The following is a 25,679-nucleotide window of genomic DNA, read 5'->3' on the forward strand; positions in this document are numbered from 1 at the left end:
TATGTGCCGCTCTTCACCACCTTTTATTGCAGCAAAACGACTCTGTTATAGCGTAAACAGTCAAAATATTATTGATGATTTATCACTGTCACTCTATCACAACCAAATAAGTATTATTATCGGGCCTAATGGTGCCGGAAAATCGACCTTACTGCTTTTATTGACTTGCTTTCTTACACCACATACTGGAGACTGTTTATTAAAAGGGAAATCGCTGGCAACCTGGGACATTAATAAATTATCACGTAAACGTGCGGTAATGCGTCAACATAACCAACTCAACTTTCCGTTCACCGTTGAAGAAATTGAGGCAATGGGACGAACTCCATATGGTAGTTATTATTTCAATCAAGCTATCGAAAGTGCATTAATACAAACAGACTGTCTGGCATTGCGTTATCGAAATTACCGACAACTTTCTGGCGGAGAGCAACAGCGAGTTCAGCTAGCACGAGTTATCGCCCAACTTTGGCAGCCTGAGCCCAATAATAGCTATTTATTTTTGGATGAACCAACCTCGGCGCTTGATCTCTATCATCAGCAGCAAAGTTTACGTTTATTACATCGATTAAATCGAGAACAATCTATTGGCGTCTGTTGTGTATTACATGATTTAAACCTAGCAGCATTATATGTAGATCGCATTTATTTACTTTATCGGGGGCGACTGGTTAGTGTCGGCACGCCACAATAAGTCATGACAGAAGACAATTTACGCCGCTGGTACAGAGCCAATCTTTATGTAAAAACTCATCCAGACAAAAATATTCCGCAAATATTTTTACATCATTAACTAATTGGTTTTAATTGATAATCGCCAGTTAAAAGCATAAATATTAAATATTGATCGTCATTAACTGAGTCTGCGTTTTTATGTTCAGACTCAGTTTGCAAAATAAATTTAATTGATAAAATTAACCAGTGCTAATCATTTTCGGCCAGTGACAACCATGTTCATCACCGTATCAGGATTAAGAGAAAGACTATCAATCCCTTCTTTCATTAACTATTGAGCAAAATCCTGATGATCAGAAGGACCTTGACCAAAAATACCTACATACTTGCCTTGCTGTTTCGCGGTTGTTATCGCCATTGAAGTTAATGCTTTTACTGCTTCATTGCGTTCATCAAATAATGAAGAAATAATACCCGAATCACGATCAAGCCTGAGGGTTAATTGTGTCATATCATTTGAACCAATAGAAAATCCATCAAAATAGGCAAGAAATTATTCTGCTAATAGGGCATTTGATGGAATTTCGCACATCATTATAATTTTCAAACCATTTTCACCGCGTTTTAAACCATAATGGGCTAACTCCTCAATAACAGCTTCTGCTTGAGCTACGGTTCTGACAAATGGGATCATAATCTCAACATTAGTTAACCCTATGATATTTCCCACCCGCTTGACCGATTCACACTCCAGGGCAAAACATTGGCGAAAACTATCGGACACATAGCGCCCTGCACCACGAAAACCTAACATAGGGTTTTCTTCATGAGGTTCATAAAGCTCACCGCCAATTAAGTTAGCATATTCATTTGATTTAAATCAGATAAACGGACAATCACTTTTAACTGTTCCTGCACCAATACGTTGGCCAATAGCACGTCCTTCTACTAATACCTTACCGGTTTTTTTATTTGATAGCGCTCCATTACCTGCTGATTAGAACGGACAGTTTCAGGACGAGCTTGGACAATATATAATTTACCATTATGGCCATCTTTAGCCCATTCAATGTCCATTGGCCGGCCATAATGCTGCTCAATTAATAATGCCTGATGAGCAAGAGCTTTAACTTCATGATCAGCTAACGAAAAGCTATTACGCTGTTTTTCCGCTACCCCTTCAATTCTTACCTGCTTACCATATTGATGATTATAAGCATAAACTATACGCATTTTTTTCGAGCCTAACGTTCTACGCACAATAGCTGGACGCCCCCGCTTTTAATGTCGGTTTATGCACATAAAATTCATCAGGATTAATTGCGCCTTGAACAACCATATCGCCAAGCCCACACGCTGAGGTAATAAAAACTATCTGATCAAAACCTGATTCGATATCTAAAGTAAACATTACGCCCCAAGGAGTTAAATCAGAACGTACCATGCGTTGAATACTAGCAGAAAGCGCGATACCGCGATGATCATAACCTTGATGAACTCGATATGAGATAGCCCGATCATTAAATAGTGAAGCAAAAACATGTCTAATAGCAACAATTACCGCGTCAATACCTTGTACATTCAAAAAAGTTTCTTGCTGACCAGCAAAAGAAGCATCTGGCATATCTTCAGCAGTAGCAGAAGAACGTACGGCAAACGAAATATCACACTCATCGGCGGGTAATTGCGAAAAAGCCTGCCGAATATCTTGTTCTAATTTATCGCCAAAAGGGGTATCGATGAATCCATTGCCGGATTTAGTTACCTGCTTTGGCTAATTGAGTTACATCGTCAACATCAATTTCATCCAATAATTAGTATATACATTGATTAACCCCACCTTGTTCTAAAAAATCATTGAAAACATGGGCAGTAGTGGCAAAACCATTCGGCACGATAACATCCAGATCAGCTAAATGTGTGATCATTTCACCTAAAGAAGCGTTCTTTCCACCAACTAAATCAACATCATTCATAGTAAGCTGGTTATACCGAAGTATATTGCATGAAGTACGGCCATTATCTGACATTGAAGAAGATCCCTTATTAAAATTCATAGGAAGTGTAAATATTTTAGTTGGTTGGCAAAAATTATCTCATCATTAAGACTAACATAGTGTTGAACCAAAAATGGAATGGTGAATCGATCAAGCTCATAATAATATTTTTTAACGCCAGATAATCTATCATTCGGCTAACAAATTTTTACATTTTATCTTTATTATTTTACTTTCTAAAAATAGAATTAAAGAAAAGGAAAATTAACCAATGGACAATCATCACGCCAAAAATTTAGTACACTGTGTATTTTTTATCTCTGACGGAACCGCTATTACTGCAGAAACACTCGGGCATGTAGTTTTATCACAATTTCCGCTAAATTTTTCTTCTTACACACTACCGTTTGTCACCAGCGAAAAACGCGCTGAAGAAATAAAACAAAAAATTGATCAAATCTATTCAAAAACCCATCTCCGCCCGTTGGTTTTCTACTCGATTATCTCTCCAACAGCAAAAAAATTATTACCAATAGTGCCGGCTGTTGTCAGGATATTGTCCAATCTTTGATTGATCCGATCCAGCAAGAGATCGGCTTAAAACCCGAACCAAAGCTCAACCGTACTCATGGACTATCTAATCTAAATCAATATGATGCTAGAATTACGGAGATTGAATATACATTAGCGCACAATGATGGTATATCACTAAAAAATCTCGATCAGGCTCAAATTATTTTACTTGGAGTTTCGTGCTGCGGTAAAACACCGACCAGCCTCTATTTAGCGATGCAATTTACCATCCAGGCAGACAATTATCCTTTCACCGCAGATTATATGGATAATTTACAATTACCACTTGCATTAAAACCTTATATAAATAAACTTTTTGGTCTAACAATTAGCCCTGAACGTCTAGCTGCTATTCGTGAAGCGCGCTATGAAAAAAGTCGTTATGCTTCTTTGCATCAATATCGGATAGAATTAACTGAGGTAGAGACTTTATTTAGAATAACATAATATTAACTATTTAAATACAACTAACTACTCTGTCGAAGAGATTTCAGCCAAAATTATTGAAATATTTGGGGCTAAGTCGTGGTATATTTTAATAATTTAAAATTAGCTGAGAAACGCTCATTACTTTAACGATATCTTAAACAACCATTAGATCCAGTTTATTTTCAGTTATGGTAATGCTAGTTTATTTGCCAGAAAATCGACTATATTGAATTATATATGAGATAAATATGTATAAAACCGATGAGTTAAGAACTCAACCTATTGATAGCCTTATTACGCCTCAAGCGCTGGTGGATGAATTTCCGCTATCCAAAGAAATTATCGAAAATGTGACAACGTCACGAAAATCAATTGAGTCAATTTTAATTGGCCAAGATCAACGCCTATTGGTGGTCATTGGCCCATGCTCTGTAGATGATACCCAAGCGGCACTTGAATATGCCAAAATGTTAGCTAAATCACGCGGCGAATATAAAGATTATCTTGAAATCGTGATGCGTACCTATTTTGAAAAACCACGGACGGTGATTGGCTGGAAAGGTTTAATTTCCGATCCTGACCTAAACAATTCCTGCCAAGTTAACAAAGGTTTGCGTTTAGCCCGTGAGCTATTAACTAACATTAATCAACTTGGACTACCGACGGCAACTGAATTTTTAGATATGATAACCGGTCAGTATGTAGCCGATCTTATTAGCTGGGGAGCCGTCGGCGCCAGAACAACAGAAAGCCAAATCCATCGACAAATGGCATCAGCGCTGTCATGTCCGGTTGGTTTCAAAAATGGTACCGACGGGAATATTAATATTGCTATAGATGCTATTCGTGCCGCACGTGCCAGCCATGTATTTTTATCGCCGGATAAGAATGGCCAAATGACTATTTATCAAACGAAAGGTAACCCTTATGGCCATATTATTATGCGGGGAGGAAAACGGCCTAATTATAGCGCTGAGGATATTGCCGTAGCCTGCAGTCAGTTACGCCAATTGGGATTACCTGAGCGATTGGTTATCGACTTTAGCCATGGTAATTGTCAAAAAATTCATCAACGCCAAATCGATGTTGCTAAAAACATTGCTCAACAATTGCAAAAAGGCTCGAGGGCAATCGCCGGCATTATGGCAGAAAGTTTTCTAATAGAAGGTACCCAGCAAGTCACTGCCGGCAAGCCACTTACCTATGGTCAGTCTATTACCGACCCTTGCCTAGGCTGGCAGGACACAGAAAAATTACTAACTATACTTGCTGGAGCGGTAAAACATCGATTTTAGTCATCATAAAAGAGAATTTTTAAGTCACAATTAAATTAATTGTCAAACAAAATTCCTCTCTTTACCAATAGGTTATTGTATCTGGCCGGATTTACTGAATTTTTTATTATTAAAATACCAAATGCACCACCGTCAGCTATCTTTACCCTATACTCTTGTATAATTTTTTATTAATTGGGCCTATTTTAACAATCGCATTTACTATTTTGTCTGGTAATTAAAAATTTAACTAAAATTTTCTATCAAGCCTAGCAGTAAAATTATACTTATTATGCCGATTACAGAGAATATTTTTAGATGCAAAAATCTCTCGTCATCGCTAAAAATAGTGAAACTGAATTAGCCATATTGCCTGCATTGGTAAATCGACATGGATTAATTACTGGTGCAACAGAAACAGGTAAAACTGTAACGCTACAAAAAATGGCGGAAAGTTTTTCTCAAATTGGGGTACTGGTTTTTATAGCTGATGTAAAAGGTGATCTTTCGGGTATTGGTGCAAAAGGTGTATTAATACCTAAATTGCAATCACGTCTTGAAGCGCTTGGCGTAACAAACTGGCACCCTGCTGCTTGCCCTGTCACTTTCTGGGATGTTTTTGCAGAACTTGGACATCCGTCGGTGCCGGCAACTATCTCAGATATTGGGACCATTGCTATTATCACGGTTAATGAATTTAAATGATGTGCAAAATAGTATATTACAACTTATTTTTAAAATTACCGATGACAATGACCTACTATTCCTGGATATGAAAAATCTGCGCTCCACCGTTCAATATGTTGGTGAAAATGCGAAACAATTTTAAACCGAATACGGTAACATTGCCAGCACCTTAATCGGCGTCATACAACGTGGCTTATTAACCCTTGAACAACAAGGCGCTAATTACTTTTTCGGCGAACCTATGCTTGATATCGTTGATCTGATCAAAACTAATTCTAATGGCCAAGGGATGTTCAATATTCTTGCCGCAGAAAAGCTCTATACTCAGCCTAAGCTCTACGCGGTGTTTCTATTATGGTTATTATCGGAACTTTTTGAACGTTTGCCTGAAATGGGTGATGTGGAAAAACCTAAACTAGTGTTTTTCTTTGATGAAGCCCATCTGCTTTTTACTAATGCACCAACAGCATTACTGGAAAAAATCGAACAAGTTGTTCGTCTGATCCGTTCAAAGGGGGGGTGGCGTTTATTTTGTTACCCAAAATCCACTTTATATTCCCGATAATATTCTAGGACAGCTGGGCAATCGGGTTCAACACGCATTACGAGCATTTACGCCTCGTGATCAAAAAGCAGTTAAAGCCGCAGCCGAAACCATGCGAGCAAATCCAGATTTTAAAGCAGAACAAGCAATAACTGAACTTGAGGTTGGTGAAGCATTAATCTCATTCTTAGACGAAAAAGGACGTCCTAATATAGTGCAACGAGCTTTTGTTATTGCGCCAGATTCACGTATGGGAGTATTAACCACCGAAGAGCGCAATCAGCTACTTAATCATTCAGATATTTATGGCAAATATGAAAAAATACTGGATCGCAAGTCAGCCTATGAAAAACTGACAAATCAAACAACAAAAAGTACCGAAGATAGTGGATTTGTCGGCAGCTTAAAAGATTTTCTTTTTGGTTCAACCGGCCCTAGAGGCGGTAAAAAAGAGGGTTTAGTGCAAACGGCAACGAAATCTGTAGTACGTCAAATCAGTAATCAAATTATTCGTGGTATTTTAGGCGATAGAAAACGTTAAAAATAATCAATAACAAACATGGCTGTAGCTTTATACCAGGTTTGTTAATCAAATATCCTAATGTAGTAAATAACAAGTAGTTTTATTTACATCATAAAATAGAGAAAATTACTTGTTAATACTATTTAGGATCCAATCGCAGTCACTGCAGTACCTTCAGCTAAATCAAGATTTTCATTATACCATTACATACTAAAGAAAAGTCGCTGTAAGATGATTAAAACTAGCGAGTTTTCATATTGGCATCGATGACTTGATAAAATGCATTAGATGTATCATATATGGTCCATACACCTAAAATAACCTGATAACCGGTACGTTTAGGCACTTGGCATTTCATGGTAACTTCACGAGCAGGTACCGCTCCACCATCAAATCGTTAACAAAAGGGTTTTAATGCAAATGCAGCAAGACTTAATGGAGCATTAGGTCCCAATCTTGTTTGGTAATAAAATATTCCCAGCCGGTGGTTCTATGTGGGGCCGTTAATGTCCAATGAAAGATATTTTCACCTGATACCACATTAACCTTAGTCCAACGAGTTGCCGTTTGCTCATCTAATCGCTTAAACGCCCCCACACCAGCACTGGCTATTTTGCCATCAGCTGGCCCTCTTTGTGGGAAACCTTTACGACCTTCAACTGATTGCGGTTCATACTGAATTAGGTCACAACTCTTGTTTTGCAGTGTTAAACATAAATAAGCCCGACTAGCCGGCAAATCAATATATCCATGCATAGGTTTAATTTCAGTGCCAGTACTAGCAAAACTCGAAGCACTAATTAACGTTGCCAACAATAATTTCGTTTTCATTTTTCTTACTCCTTAAGCAATAAATTTGATTTCTACAAAGAAATAATTAGTAATAAACACAATAACAGCGCAAAAAATTATCATCCCAGAACAAGCTCGATATCAATTTAGGTTAATTATTTAACGCTTAAAAAAACAGTTACAATATTTTTGACAAATAATTAATAAATATGAATAAATAATAATTATTTTTAACCATTTTTAATAAAATTAAAAATGTAATTAAAATTTTATAAAATAGGATTCTCATATTTAATGTTTAGTTAAAAAACAAAATAAACTTTCAAACAGCAATGTTATATAACATGAAAAAAATATTAATCAAATCAATTAGAATTGGTATTTTGCGTTAATTTTTAAATGAAATATTTAATTATTTTCTTATTAAAATAACAATATAATTCTCAGTAGCAAAAAAAACCCAGTAAAAAATTTTACTGGGTTGTTATAATATAAAATTATTTTGGCAATCGGCGTTTTTATTCCCACTCAATCGTCGCTGGTGGTTTGCCGCTAATATCGTAAACTACCCGAGAGATACCGGCCACTTCATTGATGATCCTATTTGACACCCGGCCAAGAAAATCATAGGGCAAATGGGCCCAATGGACGGTCATGAAATCAATAGTTTCAACCGCGCGCAATGACACAATCCAGTCATATTTTCGGCCATCTCCCATTACGCCAACAGAGCGTACCGGCAGGAAAACAGTGAAAGCTTGGCTGACTTTATGATAAAGATCGGCTTTATGTAATTCTTCAATGAAAATGGCATCTGACTGACGTAACAGATCACAATAGGCTTTCTTCACTTCACCTAGTACCCGCACCCCTAAGCCTGGGCCAGGAAATGGATGACGGTATAACATGTCATGAGAAAGTCCTATCTCTAGTCCTACTTTACGCACCTCATCTTTAAATAACTCTTTTAATGGCTCAACTAATCCCAGTTTCATTTCTGCTGGTAAGCCACCCACATTATGGTGAGATTTAATGACATGCGCTTTACCGGTTGCTGAAGCGGCAGATTCGATTACGTCCGGATAAATAGTACCCTGAGCCAACCATTTTACTTGCGTTTGTTTCGCCGCTTGCTCATCAAATACTTCAATAAAAACGCGGCCGATCGCTTTACGCTTTAATTCTGGCTCATCAATCCCTGCCAATGCGCTAAGAAAGCGCTCTTCTGCAGCCACATGAATAATATTAAGATCAAATTTACCGGCAAACATGGCCATAACTTGCTGCGCTTCATTTAAGCGTAACAAACCATTATCAACAAACACACAAGTGAGCTGCTTACCAATAGCACGATTGAGTAATAACGCAGTAACCGATGAATCAATACCGCCTGATAATGCCAGAATAACCTGATCATCACCAATCTGTGCCTTCAAGCGCTGTACCGTATCTTCAGCAATCGCCGCCGCCGTCCAACGAGCTTCACAGCGGCAAATATCTAATACAAAACGCTGTAGAATAGCTGCTCCTTGATGAGTGTGAGTCACTTCAGGATGAAACTGAACACCATAGAAACGTTTTTCTTCATTAGCCATAATTGCAAATGGGCAGCTATCGGTACTGGCGATAACTTTAAAATCAGCTGGAATTGCCGTCACTTTATCGCCATGACTCATCCAGACATCTAGCAGTGGTTTACCATCTGCACCTAAGCTGTCATAAATATCGCGAAATAGTTCACAAGATTGTTGAATGGACACCTGGGCGTAACCAAACTCTCGCTCGCCAGACACCTCAACTTGCCCACCTAATTGGATGGACATCGTTTGCATACCATAGCAAATACCCAATACCGGAACGCCAGCCTGAAAAACATACTCCGGTGCACGTGGGCTATTTAGTTCGGTGGTACTCTCAGGCCCGCCAGAAAGAATAATTCCATTAGGATTAAAGTCACGGATCTGTGCCTCGGAAACATCCCAAGCCCAAAGTTCACAGTAAACGCCAATTTTACGAATACGACGGGCAATTAATTGCGTGTATTGTGAACCAAAATCGAGGATCAAAATTCGGTATTGATGAATGTCAGTTGTCATCTAAAGATAATTCCAAAACAAATAATAATTTGACGGTTTATAGCAAAAACCGCTAATAAAATAATTAACCTAAACGATAATTAGGTGATTCTTTGGTGATGGTAACATCATGTACATGACTCTCTTGAATACCGGCGCCACTAATTCGCACAAATTCTGCTTTGCTTCTTAATTCATCAATAGTGGCACAACCTGTCAATCCCATACAAGAACGAAGTCCGCCCATTTGCTGATGAACAATATTCTTCAAAAATCCTTTATAAGCAACCCGTCCTTCGATGCCTTCAGGTACCAATTTATCTGCAGCATTATCGGTTTGGAAGTAACGATCGGAAGAGCCTTTCGACATTGCACCTAATGAACCCATTCCTCGGTAGGCTTTATAAGAGCGGCCTTGAAATAAGATAGTTTCACCGGGTGACTCCTCAGTACCGGCAAGCATTGAGCCAACCATAACGCAAGTGGCGCCGGCAGCCAGCGCTTTAGCAATATCACCTGAGAAGCGAATACCACCATCAGCAATTACCGGTATATTCATGCCTCTCAATGCCTCAACGGCATCGGCAATAGCAGTGATCTGAGGTACACCAACACCAGTGACAATTCGCGTTGTACAGATAGAACCCGGGCCAATACCGACTTTCACCACACTGGCACCTGCTTGAACCAAAGCTTTAGCTCCTTCGCCGGTGGCAACATTACCACCAATAATCGGCAAATCAAGATATTTTGCTCTCGTTTCACGAATACGTTGTAAAACCCCTTGTGAATGTCCATGGGAAGAGTCAATTAACAACACATCAACACCGGCTGCCACTAATGCCTCAATACGTTGTTCATTATTTGCGCCAGCGCCAACCGCCGCGCCTACTCGCAAGCGACCTTGCTCATCTTTACATGCATTGGGTTTGCGTTCAGCTTTCTGAAAATCTTTTACAGTGATCATACCAAATAGGTGAAAGTTATCATCAACCACCAATGCTTTTTCAATACGTCTTTCGTGCAATTTTTGCAAAACTACATCACGGTATTCACCCTCTTTAACCGTGACCAAATGGGGTTTAGCTGTCATAACCGCCGTAACCGGCTGATCTAAATCCGTCACAAAACGGATATCACGGCCAGTAATGATACCAACCAATTCTTTATTATTATTAACCACAGGATAACCAGCAAAACCATTACGCTCAGCCATTTCATAGACTTCACGAATTGTGGTTTCGGGTGTGACGGTAACCGGATCGATAACAATACCACTTTCATACTTTTTAACGCGGCGAACTTCTTCTGCTTGACGCTCAATTGGCATATTTTTATGAATGAAACCAATTCCGCCCTCTTGTGCTAATGCGATAGCTAAATCTGATTCAGTCACGGTATCCATGGCGGCAGAAAGCATAGGAATATTTAAACGGATCGAGGCAGTTAATTGAGCTGATAAATCAGCAGTATTTGGTAATACATCTGAGTGCGCAGGAACTAACAATACATCATCGAATGTTAGTGCTTCTTTCTTAATACGTAGCATAAGCAATATCTCACCAGACAGAATTTGGAAAAAGATAAAATATTGCGATAATATTATACATGATGAAATTTATTGACTCCAATACTTTCTCACTAAAATTCATTTTTTGCCGACAAAAACGCATAATGCTATGATCAAATTTAGATTTTTGCTGGTAAATAACCTATTTGCTAATCGAGTTATTTAATTAATTTTAAAGCAAATAAATATTACATGAATTAGGTATATTGCTTAATTTATTCTGGTTAACCCGTCACTTTTTAAAATTGATTACTTCCTTACAATATAATTAAAGTTAACGACTTAAACGTAGGAAAGTTATGTTCTCCATTAATAAAATAAACGTTAATCCATTACCTAATTACCAATTTGATTCCCAAAGAGCTTCTCCGCCGCTTTCGACTATTGAAAAACAACATATTTATTTTCTGAATTCACTCTATACTAATGAAAATATTAGTCATCCGTTACACTCTTATGATGAAGCTTTAGCACTTTTAACACCACTCTACGATAAAGATTATATTGAAAATAAATCTAAAATTAATTTTGTATCAACAATGAATGAATACAATCAATCGGCTGCCTATAAAAAATGTAGCTTTATCGATTGGTATACTATTCGGGATTATCAATATAGCAGATATGCTTATTTAAATAATATGCTAAAGCTAAGCACTAGTTTCAATCATCATCATCCTTTAATTAAACAACTAGCTCAAGCGCTAATGCATTTATCCCTACTTGATAATTACAATAATAAATTTACCCCCACTATGCTTTATCGCGGTGAGGTGAGAAAATTTTCAGATATGTTCTACTTAAAAGTAAATGGACCTTACACACCCACTTCGTTTTTCAGCACCACTAAAGAGCCCAATGGTGTAATACCTTTTCTTAAAGAAATCCAAGCATTAGCTGGTAACGAGGTTAACGTATTATATGAAATTCAACATACCGAACCTCTAGTAGGCGCCAATATTTCCGATTTATTAAAAGATGATCATCAAGAAGTCTTATTCTAACCAAAAACAGAATTTATTATCACCTATATTGAATATATTGTCCATAATAGAAGTTTAACTGTTCGAATGAACACCGCCAATATTGAACAACATGAATGGGATAATCACTTATACGCTCTATTTTGATTCTATATATAATAGAAATAATTGCTGCTAATATTTAGCCATTAATTTTATTTACAAGGTGTTGCTAACTTAACATGTTAACTTCAGGAAATAGTGGAATTTATTCGGTTAACCAACTTAATCAATCGGTTCGGCAATTACTTGAACTTCAAATTGGCAGAATTTGGCTTAATGCAGAAATCTCTAATTTTTCTCAGCCGGCTTCCGGCCACTGGTATTTCACTTTAAAAGATGAAACATCGCAGCTACGTGCTGCGATGTTTCGCGGCCAAAATATTCGCGTCAATTTTCGACCACAAAATGGTCAACAAGTGTTAGTTCGAGCGACTGTTACCATGTACGAGCCGAGAGGAGAGTACCAATTAATTATCGAAAATATGCAACCTGCGGGTAACGGATTATTACAACAACAATTTGAGATATTGAAACAGAAGCTTTCAGCTGAAGGATTATTCGCGCAACATTACAAACAAGCGCTACCAATGCCAGCCAAACGCTTGGGTGTTATTACCTCATCAACAGGCGCTGTATTACATGATATTTTAAATATCTTAAAACGCCGCGATCCCTCATTACCCGTCATTATTTATCCCACCGCCGTGCAAGGAGAAGATGCACCACGACAAATTATTCGTGCTATTGAGTTGGCTAATCATCGGCAAGAATGTGATGTGCTGATTGTCGGCCGAGGTGGTGGTTCATTGGAAGATTTGTGGGCTTTTAACGATGAAAAGGTCGCCCGAGCGATTTTTGCTAGTCAGTTACCAATTATTGCAGCGGTTGGTCATGAAACCGATGTAACTATTGCTGATTTTGTTGCCGATTTACGAGCCCCAACACCCTCAGCTGCGGCAGAATTAATGAGTCGCAATCAACAAGAATTACTCCGTCAGCTACTTGAACAAAAACAGCGATTAGAAATGGCGATGGACTATTTCATGGCGCGTAAACTACGTATCTTTGGTCAATTACAACATAAATTACAGCAGCAACATCCTGAACTACGGATAACGCGCCAATACAATTATCTGATTCAATTACAACAAAAACTTGTTAACACCACACAACAATACTTGCAACAAATAAATCGTCAGCAATATAACCTTGAACAACGTTTAATACTATGTGATCCGCGACCACAACTACAAAATTGTCGCCAACGTTATATTCAACAGCAATTTCAATTAAAACAATTAATTACTCAAATACTAAGCCGTTATCGTGAAAAATTTAGTGTCAGTTGCTCCCGCCTTGAAGCAGTAAGTCCATTAGCAACATTAGCCCGTGGCTATAGTATCAGCGAATCACCTAATGGCCGGCTTTTAACCAAAACACAACAAATACATATTGGAGAAACATTAAAAACTCGCTTACAAGACGGTTGGCTTGAAAGTAAAATCTTATCGATCAATAAAATTGCTTAATCCAAACAAATTATCATCTATAAATATGATTTATTAGCCTTATATTAATTATCATATAAGGCGACAAAAATTTATTGAACATCAAAATCAGGGAAATATTTTTTTATTATCATCTAGCATCAAAATAAAAGCATATTCCAACGCTGTATCTTTTAAACGGTTAAATCGACCCGATTTACCACCATGGCCAGCTTTCATATTTGTTTCCAGCAATAAGACCGTATTACCCACTTTATACTCTCTTAGTTTAGCCACCCATTTAGCCGGCTCCCAATATTGGACTTGTGAATCATATAACCCCGTCGTAACCAATAAATTGGGGTAACGTTGAGATTTAATATTGTCATAGGGACTGTAAGATTTTAGTCGAAAATAAGCGTCTTGCGCAGCGGGATCACCCTATTCATCATATTCACCAGTTGTTAATGGAATAGAAGGATCAAGCATGGTTGTCACAACATCGACAAAAGGAATTTGAGCGACAACGCCTCGATAGAGTTCCGGTGCCTGGTTAATTACCGCCGCCATCAATAAACCACCAGTACTACCACCTATAGCATATATCCGTTCCGGATTACCATACCCCTTTGCAATTAATATTTTGGTTACATCAATAAAATCACTAAAACTATTGGCTTTATTTTCAACCTTCCCTTGTTGATACCAGGCTTTGCCTAAATCGCCGCCACCACAAACATGCACTATTGCATAGACAAATCCCCTATCCAATAAACTCAAGCCCGGTGAACTAAAAACCGGATCCACATTGATACCATAAGCACCATAGCCATAAATCAAAATCGGATTTTTGCTTTTTTGCCATCGATCTTTACGATATACCAACGAGACTGGTACTTTAGTGCCATCTTTTACCTGAACCCAGATACGTTCACTAGTACAAAGTGATTTATCAAATCCATTGACTTATTGTTGTTTCAGCAATTCACGCTGCCCAGTTAGCATATTTATCTGCATAACGGATATTGGAGTAATTAGTGAAGAATAACCATAACGTAAAATCTCGCTATCAGGCTCTGGATCATAATCAATCCAGGCAATATATACCGCTTCATCAAATTGAACTATTTTGTACTGTTTTGTCTGCCAATCTATCTGTCGGATATTAACTAAGCCATTATGACGCTCTTCAACAACCAACCAACGGTTAAAAAGCGCAAAATTTTCTAAATCAGTCTCTTTATTCGGTGCAATAATTGTTTGCCAGGGCTGATCAATTGATTGAGTAGCATATAAACCAAATTGCTCCAATTAATGGTTAGAGCGAATATAGAACTTTTCACGAAAATGATCTAAATCGTACTCACGTCCCGTTTGGCGAGGAGAAAATATTTTAAGTGATTCAGCTGGGTTATTAGCATCTAGTAATCGATATTCTGATGTTTCTGTACTACTAGTCGCTAGTAAAATATACGCTTTTGAGCTACTTTTTGTCATGCTCAAGTAAAATCGGTCATCATTCTCTTGATAAACTTTTTTATCTTCAACCCCCCACTTTTCCATATTGATGACAATATACTTGATAAGGTAATAATGTTTGTGGGTGGTTACGAATATAATAGAGAGTTTGATTATCATTAGACCATACAATATTACAAGAGGTATTTTTAATTACTGCATTCTGCCATTTTTTACTAGCTAACTGTCTAAATGAAACCTCAAACTGACGACTACCTTGAAAATCTTCGACAATTGCCAAACGATTATTATCTTCAGAAACAGCAATACCACCCAAGGTATAAAATTGATATCCCTTAGCTCGTTCATTACCATCAACTAATATCTGCCAATCACTATTTTGGTTTACAGGTTTACGTTGATAAACAGGATAATCTTTACCTTCTTGATAAAGGGTACGATAAATATAACCATTATAGGTATAAGGTACCGATTGATCTTGCTGCTCCATACGAGCGACCATTTCGCCAAACAATTGCTCTCTTAATATGGTGCCAGATTTTAATACTGCATTGGTATATTGATTTTCATCAGTCAAATATTTGATAACTTTTTTATTTTTTCTCATATCATCACGTAGCCAATAATAATTATCAATGCGGCTATCATCATGTAAAACTATTTTGTGTGGTTGCTTGTCTGCCATTGGAATTATCATTTTTTCTCCGGCCAAACTTGTAAACGCAATCATATTTAATAATAATATCAATAGTATAATGTTCAAATATCGATAGAAAAAGTGCTGAGTTAATTGCATATTTATTAGAACATCCTGTTGGCAAATTTTTAGTTATTTAATAACACAAAATTAATAAATAAAGACCTATGATACTAATAGATAAAACAACTATTTTAAATAAATATTTAAACAATTAATCAACAAAATTAACGGCTATATTTTATCTTGCTATAATATAAAAAACCTCTGTTGTCGTGAGTAACAGAGGCAAAAATTTGTGGTTAATTTTATTCTATAATGGTTGAGTTTGTGCTTCCGCTGCAGCTAGCGCAACCATATTAACGATACGTCGTACCGATACAATCGGTGTTAATATATGTACTGGTTTTGCTACTCCCATTAATACCGGCCCCACAGTGACGCCATTAGAACTGGTAATACGAAGTAAGTTATAACTAATACGTGCAGCTTCCATATTAGGCATAATCAGCAAATTAGCCGATCCTTTTAATGTACTATTCGGCATAATATCTCGCCGAATGTTTTCAGCTAATGCTGCATCGCCGTGCATTTCCCCATCAATTTCCAACTCAGGATCGACACGTTTGACTAATGCCAATGTTTTACGCATTTTTTGTGCTGATGGACAGTCTGAAGAACCAAAACTTGAACGAGATAATAGTGCCACTTTAGGCTGAATACCAAAACGCCTTACCGCCTGTGCTGCCATCAAGGTAAGTTCCGCCAGCTCTTCAGGGGTTGGATTATCATTCACATAAGTATCTGCAATAAAAGTATTTCCCGTTGGCAACATCAGGGCATTCATTGCACCCGCTACTGAACTATTCTGCCGGAAGCCAAGCACATTTTTTATAATGGCAAAATGTTGATTATAACTACCAACTGTACCACAAATCATACCATCGGCTTCACCTTGGCGGATCATCAACACACCAATTAAGGTTGGGTTATTGATCACTTCTCTACGCGCCATTTCCTGCGAAACACCATGGTGCTTCATTAATTGATAATATTGTTGCCAATAGGTTTTAAAACGCGAATGATTTTCATTGTTAATCAACGCAAAATCTTCACCAATTTTAATTTGTAACCCAAGCTTTTCAATCCGCTTTTCAATCACACTGAGTCGACCAATTAAAATCGGATAAGCCAAACCTAAGGATATTAATTCTTGTGTTGCATGCAATATTCGTTCTTCCTCACCTTCCGCTAATACAATCCGTTTTTTTTCTTTGCGCGCCAGAGAAAAAATCGGCTTCATAAATAGGTGGGTGCTATAGACAAACTCATTAAGTTTTTCTATATAAGAATCAAAATCTGTAATTGGTCGTGTTGCTACACCAGATTCCATTGCCGCTTTAGCAACTACTGGTGCAATTTTAACAATTAAACGCGGATCAAAAGGTTTTGGAATAATATAATCAGCACCAAATTTTAACTCCTGATCACCGTAAGCGGAGACAACAACGTCATTCTGCTCGGCTAATGCCAAATCAGCAATTGCCTGAACACAGGCTAGTTTCATCTCTTCATTAATCGTGGTTGCACCAACATCCAGCGCGCCGCGAAAAATAAAAGGAAAACAGAGTACATTGTTTACCTGATTAGGATAGTCAGAACGGCCAGTACAGATAATCGCATTAGGCCGTGCTGCTTTTGCTATAAAAGGAAGAATTTCTGGTTCCGGATTGGCTAATGCTAAGATAAGCGGTGCATTAGCCATCGATTTTACCATTTCCGCAGTCAACACACCCGGCGCTGAGCAACCTAAGAAAATATCTGCATCTGGGATAACATCCGCTAGAGTACGTAAACCATTATCTTCAATTGCATAAGCGGCTTTAGTTTCATCCATCACTTCATCGCGGCCACGATAAATAACGCCTTTAGAGTCACAGACAATAATATTGCTACGATTAAGACCTAATGCAACCAATAAATTCATGCAGGCGATAGAAGCAGCACCTGCACCTGAAACAATTAAGCGAACCTGGTCAATTTTTTTATTAACAATGCGTAAACCATTCAATATTGCGGCGGTTGAAATAATGGCAGTACCATGCTGATCATCATGGAAAACGGGGATTTGCATTTTTTCACGTAGTTTTTTCTCAATATAGAAACATTCTGGTGCTTTAATATCTTCCAAATTGATTCCGCCAAAGGTTGGCTCCAATGCGGCAATAACATCGATCAGTTTATCCGGATTAGATTCGTCTATTTCGATATCAAATACATCAATGCCGGAAAATTTTTTAAATAAAACACCTTTTCCTTCCATAACCGGTTTACCCGCCAAAGCACCAATATTTCCCAGTCCTAACACTGAGGTACCATTGGAAACTACGGCCACTAAATTAGCCTTAGCTGTATATTTGTAAGCGGTTAAAGGATCAGCTGCAATTTCAAGACAAGGATAAGCAACACCGGGAGAATATGCGAGGGCCAGATCTCGTTGTGCCGTTAATGGCTTAGTAGGTATAACTTCAATTTTACCTGGTTGGGGAAACTCATGAAAATCTAGCGCACTTTGTTTTAATTTTTCATCCATTGTGTGTCCTTAGAGAATTTTTATTAGAAAAGCATCCTCATTATAGTAATCTCTATCAATGAAATCATGACATATACAACAATTTCGGCAGAAACTAGCTAAACTTGAACATTCTATCAACAAAATCAATATAACTAAATAATATTGAAATTAAAATATAAAACTGGTGACCTTTATATTATTAATTTTTTTATAATCATGAAATTTAAGACTATTGAATTTAAAATTATAAAATTCAATGTGTTTTTTATTTAAGATAATTACCTTTTGGTTGTTTCATTAATATTGTTTTTCTTATATTCTTGCAATATTTTATTTTTTCAAAAAACTTTAGAGACTAATAATTAAAATAAGTTGTAAAAACCCATTTATTTCTACAGGCATTTAAAAATGAATATACTATGTCTAATCATTCAATAATGTTGGTTGATGAACATCCCCTAATACGTCATAGTTAAAACAACTCATTAAAGCTGCAGATAAATTTAGTGTCGCCGGTGAAATAAGTAATCGCGTTGATGTTATTAATATAGCCAATCAATTAAAGCCTGATATTATTATGATGGATATTAATATATCTAACATGTATAGTACTGAAGTTATTCGTTAAATTAGAAAAGAGGGGATTAAATCTTATATATTAATTCTTTCTTTTCCGACTAATAGAATTGATGTTTATAACGCTATCGATGCTGGTGCTAATGGTTATTTATTAAAAAATTGTGAATTAGATATGTTACTTAATAGCCTGAAAAGCGCCGCAAATGGTTTACCCGTTTTTAGTAATCAAATTCATCAGTGTTTCAATAACCGTCATCAATATCAAGATCCACTTTCTTCATTAACAAAACGTGAATTTGAAGTATTACGTGAAATTGCTAATGGATTAAAAAATATAGAAATATCCAAATCTCTTTTTATTTTTGAAGAAACTGTCAAAGTACATATTCGTAATTTGCTGAAAAAACTTAATGTGTGTTCTCGCTTAGAAGGAAGCCAGCCCAGTTTATATACGCGCTAAATAAACTTAACATAGATAAAATATCATTAAAGGATGAAGAAATGATTTATTAAAACATCATCATCTAGCACATAGTATATTTATATTGATTGCTTAATTAACACATCATTTTATGTGATGTAAAATATATTTTATAATCGATTTCTAATAAATTTAATAAGTATTCTACTTAATAGTAGCCTTATATAGATTATTATCACATTTTGCAGCATTATAGAGATCTTTGCTACATATCAAAAAAGGAAATTATGGATGTCAACATCAGCAAGTTACATACTTTATGGTATAAAAAATTGTGATACTATTAAAAAGGCACGATAGTGTCTGGATAATCATCATATAATCTATCAATTCCATGATTATCGCACGGATGGGATATCAATTGAATTACTCGAAATTTTTATTCAATACTTAGGCTGGGAAGCCCTGATCAATAAACGTGGTACGACCTGGAAAAAATTGTCCGATGAGCAAAAAGCGAATATTATTGATGTCGCTAGTGCTAAAGAGTTAATGTTAAAATATCCAGCAATTATTAAACGCCCATTATTCACAACTACTAGTAACCATTATCTACTCGGTTTTTCTATAGACCAATACCAACAATTTATTCATCACAGAGGCTAATTATGATTTGTCCTGTTCTTAAGCTTGCGCAACAACTTATTCAACAACCCTCTGTTAGCCCCGATGATAATGGCTGTCAAACAATTTTAATTAATCGATTGAAAAAACTTGGTTTTTCAATTGAAGTCATGCCCTTTGACGATACCACTAATCTATGGGCATATCATGGCGAACAAGGTGAAACGCTAGCTTTTGCTGGACATACCGATGTTGTTCCGCCAGGTGCAATTGACAATTGGCGTTATCCTCCTTTTACAACAACATTAAATAACGGACTGCTCTATGGCCGAGAAGCAGCCGATATGAAAGGTTCCCTTGCTGCAATGATTATTGCCGCCGAAAGATTTATTAGTGATTTTCCCAACCATTCTGGCTGATTGGCCTTCTTAATTACCTCTGACGAAGAGGCTAAAGCCACTAACGGAACGGTAAAAGTAGTTGATGAATTAATGATACGCAATGAACAAATTGATTATTGCATAGTTGGTGAACCATCTAGCTAGATTAAAATTGGTGATATTATCAAAAACGGTCGTCGAGGATCACTCACCGCCAAACTCACCATCGAAGGAACGCAAGGGCACATCGCTTACCCCCATTTAGCCAATAATCCAATATATAGTTCATTAGCTTTTTTACATGAACTAGTTAATAAAAAATGGGATGCTGGCAATGCTTATTTTCCTTCCACCAGCATGCAGATTTCCAATATTCATGCTGGTACTGGTAGTAACAATATTATTCCTGGCGAGTTAGCCATAAAATTCAATTGTCGCTTTAGCAACGAACTCACTGAGCAACAAATTCGCCACCAAGTTGAAGCAATACTAGAAAAATATCAACTCGATTATAAAATTGAGTGGTCATTATCCGGCCATCTATTTTTAACAGAAAAAGGTAAATTAATTAATATTGTCAGCCAGGTGATAGAACAATATTGCGGCTATCAACCTTAGTTATCAACTGATGGAGGAACATCTGATGGCCGTTTTATTGCTAAAATGGGGGCACAAATTGTTGAATTAGGCCCTTTAAATGCAACCATTCATAAAGTTGATGAATGTGTTAGTGTTGCTGATCTTCAGAAATTAAGTTTCGTTTATCAGGAAATTATGCACAAAATTTAAACTCACTAGCTATATAATTAGCTAAATAATAAATTTGGTTAATTTTTTTCCCATCGATTTGTGGTAACCTTAATAGATAAGCGAGCAATATCGCTAAGATAATGAGGAGTCCCCCTGATACACCAACTTTCTACAAACCAAAGTGAAAAATAAAACTAAGTAAAATAATAACAATTAACTTAATTTTAACCCCTTCAGGCAGTGCTTTATGTTGTTGCCAATGACGAATATATTTACCAAACCATGAGTTATGAAGTAACCAGTAATGAAAACGTGGTGATGAGCGAGAAAAACACCAGACGGCTAATAACAAAAAGGGGTAGTGGGTAATAATGGCAAAAGTATACATAATATCGCTAAGATAATACTAAACCAGCCGACAATAATGAGTAAAATTCGTTGTAAACGCATACTTAAATCTATAATAGTTATACGATAAAGGAAAAAAGAGTATACTTTATTTACTACATTTGCTAATGGAAAAACAGCTATGCATTGGATTACTGGTGGATTATTATTTTGCTTCTCTGATTGGTATCATTTGGAGTGCCGTCAAACAGATGCAAAAAATCGATCCTAAACGTTTTTTAGATAACAAACCCAAACTTCCTCCTCACCGTGATTTTAACGACAAATGGGATGATGAAGATGACTGGCCTAAGCAAAAGAAGCATTAACCCATGATTTAAGTTTTTCTGCTCGCTGCCAGTCCAATTCTGATAATGCTGCAGCAATATCGTTGCGTACCTGTTTTAACCACATTTTTTGACCTGTCAATTTTAACTACTGACAGCATATCTCATAGATAAATTATGTTCACAGTGAATTCTAGTCGCTGTTAAAACCAGTGACGACTGCATTAATAACCGTCGGATCGCTGGATAGCTAGCTGAAAAACTTCTATTGCCATAAGCAAAACCTGCCAATACCTGCCAATCCTCCTCATTTAATTGATCATCACTAATTGCTGTTAGTGTTAAACCGGTTAGCTGATTGATATAAAAAGCGTCTCGCTTTAACAAATATTGCGCCCGTGACACCAATTGTTTAGCCGCTGTTGATAAAGGCAATACCGCCATAGCGGTATAATATCCACTAGTTGCTTCTTTACGGCTGCCAACTCTGACCAAATGAAAACCATTTTGCTGCCATAATGACTGCAACTGCTCACAATAGGCAAAGTTGACAGAAAGAAAATCTTTCCCCTCTTCCATCCCCTGCTGCTTATAAAAACCGAGTAATTTTGTTGCCACACCCTAGCGACGAAAAGCTGCAGCAACGGTTATACGGCTGATTCGCTGAGAATTCATTTGTGCCGCTTGCGGAAAATAGCTATGTGCTGCTAAAGATTAAGCAACTAAATTACCTCTAGGTCGATGCCGTCCAGGACATACCTCATGGGCAAGCGACGCAGATAATCCATCTTCATCCACTAACCATAACACAGCTAACAAATTTTCCTTTTGCTGTGCAATCAATAAATGTATCCCTTGCGCATCCAATAATCGTCTTAAATCAAGCGGTGAGGTACGATAATGGGCATTAGTTAGCAAACCATATATTGCTGATAATAATTTTTGCTTTTTAATTAATAAAGACTGCGATATAGGTAACAAAACCATGTGTTGGTTATTTAATTGAGTTACCGTTGTTGATTTTGGTAAATATTCTTTTAATAACAAGCTATTGTTTAACCAATTTTCCAACGGATCATTTGATGCCCAGCGGATCGGCGTGGTTAAAGTTAGAATGTGACATTGCGTTAATTGCGCACATAGTTTTAGCAAAAATTCGCACCCTGTCCCTTCGTAGCCATCAACAGTGGTAGTAAAGAGTAAGCGTGGGAAATAGTGCGTTAATTGATTTAGTTGCGCAATTGGGATCATCGCCGCTTCATCAATAATTAACCAATCAACCTTGCGTGGTTTTTGTAATCGACAATCAGCCAATAAATGGTCAATTGACCAATAGCGAATTTTTTTGTCGGTATAGTGTGTTAATACCATTGACGCTGATTTTGCCGGCGCACAAACCCAACATTCCCCCTGCCAACCTTCAATTAACATACCTGCTAATGCAGATTTTCCACGGCCACGCGGGGCGGCAACTAATGCCCAAACTCCCACCTTACCAGTCAGCAGGCGCTGCAAAATTTTTTGTTATTCAAAATCGTTGGTTGTCCATTCGGCTGATGCCAGGTAGTTAATTGTGGTAGCTTATTAGTGGTAAAAGGTTTACCTTCACACCACAGCAAAACATTAGCATCATGCTGTAAATGATACTTTAACCAACAGACAAAATTTGGCACTGCTATTGTCGACGCCACTTCATTCCAGCGTTGACTATCTTGATCCGGCTGTTGAGACCAAGTCCCCCATTCAGGTAGGCAAAGAATGAGATAACTACCCGCTTTTAATGTCCCTGCCAACATCAGCAATGCTTCAGTATGAAAACCCTTAGTGGCATCAAAAACGCCATGTGAGAACTCTTGTCCTAATAGTGATCCCGCATTTTGTGGTGGTATAGTATCAGGCCAGTACGGTGAAATGGTTGGCCAATCGCTAACCATCCCATGTCTAAGCGCAAATAGTTGCAAGCGCAAATAGTTGCTCAATGATCCAGTTGCTATTACCGCTTAGCACAAGTAAGCGGCGTTGCCACTGAATGCGCAACTAAGATTGTAAATTAATCAGACTTGCAATAGTCACTAAAACTTGCCAATTAGTAGCGAAAGAAGACCTGCTGCTATTAATGGACCAACTGGAACACCGCGGAAAACAGCAACGCCTATCACTGTGCAAACCAATAATCCGGCAACTAACTGTGGATGGTTGATTAGACATCAAAGAGACGCCTCTACTACCAAGACAGGAGACCAAAATACCAATCACAATCGCTAATAACAATTTCCAATTAAAAAAAGAGTTAATAACATCTTGTGGTGAGATCTTGCCACGGGCGATAGGGGCCATTACACCAATAATTAAAATTAAAATATCGATGGTTAAGCCATATTTTTCAACCCAATGGAAAAAATTATTAAGCGGCGTAATGCGAACAACTAGCAAAAATAGCATTGCCAATGTCACCGTCATGTTATGACTAATTATTCCTAAGCCGCCCAACACTAATAAAATAAGTAATGTTGGATCAAAATTACCCATAAAATTATTTACTAATAAAAATATATAATTGATTTATCCTATCAATAAATCATGACTGATCAAAATAAATAATAGAACCTATTAGCCGCTAAAATTATACTAACTGGTGGCAACTTTTACCGTGCTATAGTGCGAGTGCGCCAAAAGTATTACAACTTTTAAAATCTCCGCTATCATAGCCTTTTTTAAACCAAGTATAACGCTGCTCAGAGGTACCATGAGTAAAACTATCCGGCATAATACGTCCTTGGCTTTGTTGCTGTAAACGATCATCGCCAATTGCCTGGGCCGCTGCTAATGCTTGTTGCAAATCGCCTTCTTCTAGCAGACCTTGCTTATCCATTTTATTACCCCAAACACCAGCAAAACAGTCAGCTTGCAGTTCAAGCTTAACCGAAAGTTTATTCGCGTCAGTACGACTCATACTTTGTTGAGCCTCTCTAACTTTCTGATCAATGCCTAATAAATGTTGAACATGATGACCTACTTCATGTGCCACAACATAGCCTTGGGGAAAATCACCACCTGCCCCAAGCTTATTTTTCATCTCTTCATAAAATGACAGATCAATATAGACTTTTTGATCAGCAGGACAATAAAATGGCCCCATAATTGCCTGACCAGTACCACAAGCCGTGGTAGTATAACCTCGATAAAGTACTAATTTAGGATAAGTATAACTACGCCCCAAGCGACTAAACTCTTTTTGCCAGACGTCTTCAGTTGACGCTAATATAACTGAGGTAAAATCAGCTAATTGTTGATCTTTGGTACTGATCGGTTGGTAATTTGCTTGGTGAGAGGAGTTAATGCTGGATCCGCCGGTGATAAAGCTGGTTAAATCGATACCATAATAGCCGGCAACGAGAACAACCACTAAAATGAATAAACCACTTTTCCCACGTAACGGCAATCGCATACCACTGCCACCAAAAGGTGAACCCATTCTACCCGATTGATTTCGTCTGTCTTCAATATTATCGCTCCTGCAATGATCCCCCCAGCGCATAAATAATCTCCCAATATGACATGAATAATTAGCCCTTGATGGGATTATAGCGAATCATCTTCATTCTTGTGTAATTATTAACTCACAGTGGTGATAAAATTTAATAAATTCATTCCAATGCTACTGATTAAATAAAAAGTAGCTATAACAAAAATTAGACAAAAAACGGTGGCAAATCACAGCGAAGCAGTAAATATTAATACTACGACCTTATTGATTATCTGTATAATCACTCTTGTAGCGCCATCATATTGTAACCAATCGATATCATAGCCAAATAGGTTAAAGTGATTTTTTTCATAACTATTGTA

Annotated in this window: 15 protein-coding genes and 10 pseudogenes; 12 read left to right on the forward strand and 13 right to left on the reverse strand. The window is 37.3% G+C overall.

Annotation, left to right across the window (positions count from 1 at the left end; genetic code table 11):
• The first annotated feature begins 1 nt into the window (after position 1).
• Positions 2-793, forward strand: a pseudogene (locus ARADI_RS03625) (heme ABC transporter ATP-binding protein).
• Positions 794-1,039: 246 nt separating this feature from the next.
• Here ARADI_RS03625 and ARADI_RS19420 read toward each other — a convergent pair.
• Positions 1,040-2,705: pseudogene (locus ARADI_RS19420) on the reverse strand (PEP/pyruvate-binding domain-containing protein); the annotation flags it as partial.
• 238 nt (positions 2,706-2,943) lie between these two features.
• Here ARADI_RS19420 and ppsR point away from each other — a divergent pair.
• From ppsR to ARADI_RS21535, 5 genes and pseudogenes are all read left to right on the forward strand, one after another.
• Positions 2,944-3,792: pseudogene (gene ppsR, locus ARADI_RS03635) on the forward strand (posphoenolpyruvate synthetase regulatory kinase/phosphorylase PpsR).
• 130 nt (positions 3,793-3,922) lie between these two features.
• Entirely contained in the window at positions 3,923-4,969 is a 1,047-nt protein-coding gene (locus ARADI_RS03640; protein WP_119711146.1) for a 3-deoxy-7-phosphoheptulonate synthase, read from the forward strand.
• A 297-nt stretch (positions 4,970-5,266) separates the two neighbouring features.
• Positions 5,267-5,653 carry a helicase HerA-like domain-containing protein gene (locus tag ARADI_RS21525; protein WP_439647072.1) on the forward strand — a complete coding sequence of 129 codons (387 nt, stop codon included), beginning with the start codon at positions 5,267-5,269 and terminating at the stop codon, positions 5,651-5,653.
• Positions 5,640-6,200 (forward strand): annotated as a pseudogene (locus ARADI_RS21530) (helicase HerA-like domain-containing protein). Before ARADI_RS21525 ends, ARADI_RS21530 begins: the two are co-directional and overlap by 14 nt.
• 1 nt (position 6,201) lies before the next feature.
• Positions 6,202-6,720: a helicase HerA-like domain-containing protein gene (locus ARADI_RS21535; protein ID WP_439647087.1), complete on the forward strand. Its 519-nt coding sequence runs from the start codon at positions 6,202-6,204 to the stop codon at positions 6,718-6,720.
• 223 nt (positions 6,721-6,943) lie between these two features.
• Here the strand turns inward: ARADI_RS21535 and ARADI_RS03650 are convergent.
• From ARADI_RS03650 to guaB, 3 genes and pseudogenes are all read right to left on the reverse strand, one after another.
• A pseudogene (locus ARADI_RS03650) lies at positions 6,944-7,533 on the reverse strand (lytic polysaccharide monooxygenase).
• 479 nt (positions 7,534-8,012) lie between these two features.
• Positions 8,013-9,590: a glutamine-hydrolyzing GMP synthase gene (guaA, locus tag ARADI_RS03655; RefSeq protein ID WP_119711147.1), complete on the reverse strand. Its 1,578-nt coding sequence runs from the start codon at positions 9,588-9,590 to the stop codon at positions 8,013-8,015.
• Positions 9,591-9,654: 64 nt separating this feature from the next.
• Positions 9,655-11,118: an IMP dehydrogenase gene (guaB, locus tag ARADI_RS03660; RefSeq protein WP_119711148.1), complete on the reverse strand. Its 1,464-nt coding sequence runs from the start codon at positions 11,116-11,118 to the stop codon at positions 9,655-9,657.
• 320 nt (positions 11,119-11,438) lie between these two features.
• On the opposite strand from guaB, the gene ARADI_RS03665 reads away from it, so the two are divergent.
• A complete protein-coding gene (locus ARADI_RS03665) occupies positions 11,439-12,143 on the forward strand; it encodes a hypothetical protein (protein ID WP_119711149.1) in 705 nt (234 codons plus the stop codon).
• A 200-nt stretch (positions 12,144-12,343) separates the two neighbouring features.
• Positions 12,344-13,693, forward strand: a complete 1,350-nt coding sequence (xseA, locus tag ARADI_RS03670; protein WP_119711150.1) for an exodeoxyribonuclease VII large subunit — start codon at positions 12,344-12,346, stop codon at positions 13,691-13,693.
• Between the two features lie 87 nt (positions 13,694-13,780).
• On the opposite strand, the pseudogene ARADI_RS03675 reads toward xseA, so the two are convergent.
• The 3 genes and pseudogenes from ARADI_RS03675 to ARADI_RS20600 form a co-directional block, all read right to left on the reverse strand.
• Positions 13,781-15,860 (reverse strand): annotated as a pseudogene (locus ARADI_RS03675) (S9 family peptidase).
• A gap of 280 nt (positions 15,861-16,140) precedes the next feature.
• Complete coding sequence (locus tag ARADI_RS03680) at positions 16,141-18,420, reverse strand: NADP-dependent malic enzyme (RefSeq protein WP_119711151.1); 2,280 nt, start codon at positions 18,418-18,420, stop codon at positions 16,141-16,143.
• Positions 18,421-18,825: 405 nt separating this feature from the next.
• Complete coding sequence (locus tag ARADI_RS20600) at positions 18,826-18,957, reverse strand: hypothetical protein (protein WP_369406926.1); 132 nt, start codon at positions 18,955-18,957, stop codon at positions 18,826-18,828.
• A 196-nt stretch (positions 18,958-19,153) separates the two neighbouring features.
• On the opposite strand from ARADI_RS20600, the gene ARADI_RS20605 reads away from it, so the two are divergent.
• The 3 genes and pseudogenes from ARADI_RS20605 (at position 19,154) to dapE (ending at position 21,195) form a co-directional block, all read left to right on the forward strand.
• Positions 19,154-19,441: a LuxR C-terminal-related transcriptional regulator gene (locus ARADI_RS20605; protein ID WP_369406927.1), complete on the forward strand. Its 288-nt coding sequence runs from the start codon at positions 19,154-19,156 to the stop codon at positions 19,439-19,441.
• 324 nt (positions 19,442-19,765) lie between these two features.
• Positions 19,766-20,068, forward strand: coding sequence for an ArsC family reductase (locus ARADI_RS03690; protein ID WP_238149240.1), 303 nt, complete (start codon positions 19,766-19,768; stop codon positions 20,066-20,068).
• Between the two features lie 2 nt (positions 20,069-20,070).
• A pseudogene (gene dapE / locus ARADI_RS03695) lies at positions 20,071-21,195 on the forward strand (succinyl-diaminopimelate desuccinylase).
• Here the strand turns inward: dapE and ARADI_RS03700 are convergent.
• A pseudogene (locus ARADI_RS03700) lies at positions 21,179-21,606 on the reverse strand (DUF454 family protein). The pseudogenes dapE and ARADI_RS03700 sit on opposite strands and share 17 nt — an antisense overlap.
• An 84-nt stretch (positions 21,607-21,690) precedes the next feature.
• Between ARADI_RS03700 and ARADI_RS03705 the strand changes: the two are divergent.
• Positions 21,691-21,872 (forward strand): annotated as a pseudogene (locus ARADI_RS03705) (YpfN family protein).
• 102 nt (positions 21,873-21,974) lie between these two features.
• Here ARADI_RS03705 and ARADI_RS03710 read toward each other — a convergent pair.
• The 5 genes and pseudogenes from ARADI_RS03710 to ypfJ form a co-directional block, all read right to left on the reverse strand.
• Entirely contained in the window at positions 21,975-22,448 is a 474-nt protein-coding gene (locus tag ARADI_RS03710) for a tRNA-binding protein (RefSeq protein ID WP_119711153.1), read from the reverse strand.
• Between the two features lie 96 nt (positions 22,449-22,544).
• A complete protein-coding gene (locus ARADI_RS03715) occupies positions 22,545-23,321 on the reverse strand; it encodes an AAA family ATPase (protein ID WP_238149095.1) in 777 nt (258 codons plus the stop codon).
• An 8-nt stretch (positions 23,322-23,329) separates the two neighbouring features.
• On the reverse strand, positions 23,330-23,809 hold the full coding sequence (locus ARADI_RS03720; protein WP_147392345.1) for a tRNA(Met) cytidine acetyltransferase TmcA domain-containing protein: 480 nt from the start codon (positions 23,807-23,809) through the stop codon (positions 23,330-23,332).
• A 93-nt stretch (positions 23,810-23,902) separates the two neighbouring features.
• Positions 23,903-24,359 (reverse strand): annotated as a pseudogene (locus tag ARADI_RS03725) (DUF441 domain-containing protein).
• Positions 24,360-24,483: 124 nt separating this feature from the next.
• Entirely contained in the window at positions 24,484-25,368 is an 885-nt protein-coding gene (ypfJ, locus tag ARADI_RS03730) for a KPN_02809 family neutral zinc metallopeptidase (protein WP_119711156.1), read from the reverse strand.
• Between the last annotated feature and the right edge of the window lie 311 nt (positions 25,369-25,679).

The organism is Arsenophonus endosymbiont of Aleurodicus floccissimus, from assembly GCF_900343025.1.
Taxonomy (GTDB): domain Bacteria; phylum Pseudomonadota; class Gammaproteobacteria; order Enterobacterales; family Enterobacteriaceae; genus Arsenophonus.